The sequence below is a fragment of the Streptosporangium sp. NPDC049644 genome, assembly GCF_040675205.1.
GTDB lineage: Bacteria > Actinomycetota > Actinomycetes > Streptosporangiales > Streptosporangiaceae > Streptosporangium > Streptosporangium fukuiense.
In genome coordinates this window covers 1-1376 of the sequence record NZ_JBFAOJ010000269.1, presented here as the reverse complement: position 1 = coordinate 1376, position 1376 = coordinate 1, and the positions used below count along the sequence as shown (strand labels likewise).

The 1376-nt window shown below is 68.8% G+C and carries 1 protein-coding gene; it reads right to left on the bottom strand.

Annotated features, from left to right (window positions below; genetic code table 11):
* A partial coding sequence (locus tag AB0J58_RS45035; protein ID WP_364228001.1) for a type I polyketide synthase occupies positions 1-1376 on the bottom strand: 1376 nt, incomplete at both ends.

Sequence of the window (1376 nt, the reverse complement as noted above, 5' to 3'; positions counted from 1 at the left end):
GCACGAATGACACGCTGCTGCGAAGGACCATGGGGAGCCGTCAGACCATTGGAGGCCCCGTCCTGGTTGATGGCCGACCCACGAACCACCGCCAGTACCCGGTGACCCAGACGACGGGCGTCGGACAACCTCTCCAGCAGCAGCATCCCGGCGCCCTCACTCGCCACCATGCCGTCGGCACCGGCACCGAACGCCTTCGTCCTGCCATCCGCCGCCAGCACGCGCTGTCGGGCGAAGTCCACGAACAGGTCGGTGGAGGCCATGACCGTGACAGCACCGGCCAGTGCCATCGCGCACTCACCCCGGCGCAACGCCTGAGCGGCCAGATGCACGGCCACCAGTGAGGAGGAACACGCGGTGTCCACCGTGATCGCCGGCCCCTCCAAGCCCAGCGTGTACGCGATGCGGCCGGACGCCACGCTGGCCGCCACTCCGGTCAGCCGGTGGCCCTCAACGGCTTCGGAGCTCCCGGCACCATACTCATGAGACCACGTACCCGCGAAGACCCCGGTGGGAGTCCCGGTCAGGCTGCGCGGATCGATGCCCGCCCTCTCCACCGCCTCCCAGGCGACCTCCAACAGCAACCGCTGCTGCGGATCCATCCCCAACGCCTCACGAGGCGAGATACCGAAGAACTCCGCGTCGAACCCGGCCGCGTCATCCAGGAACCCACCGCGCCGAACATACGTCGTACCCGACTCATCCGGATCGGAGCCGAACAACCGGTCCAGATCCCAGCCACGATCCACCGGGAACTCGACACTCACCTCCCTTCCCGCCTCGACCACGTCCCACAGCTCCGCCGCGGACGTCACCCCGCCGGGGAAACGGCAACCGATCCCCACCACCGCGATCGGCTCGTCCGTCTCCATCCCGACCGGTGCTGGAACGGCGGCGGATGCGACACCGGCTACCTGCTCGTAGAGATGAGTTGCCAGGGCCCGTGGCGTGGGGTGGTCGAAGACGACGGTCGGGGGAAGGTCGCAGCCCGTGGTCCGGCCGAGCTGCTTGCGAAGTTCGAGCGCGTTGAGGGAGGTGAAGCCGAGAGCCTTGAACTGCTGCTCTGGGTCGAGGGTGCCGGAGTCGACATGCCCGAGAACGGTCGCCACGTGGGCCTGGACGATCCGCAGGAGCCGGTCGTGCTGTTGACCTGGAGTGAGACCGGCCAGTTCGGCGGCGAAGGAACGCGCGGTGTCGGCATTGCCGGCACGGCGACGGACGGTCCGGGTCGGGCGGCTCCTCGATGTGACGGGAGTGTGCTCCTCCGAGAGCGGGCTGCTTGAGCGGAGGGTGAGGGCGTCGATGGTGATGACGGGCGCGTCCGCGGGATCTGTGGCGGTGACGCTGACGGTGTCGGCGTCGATGGTGGTGATGCG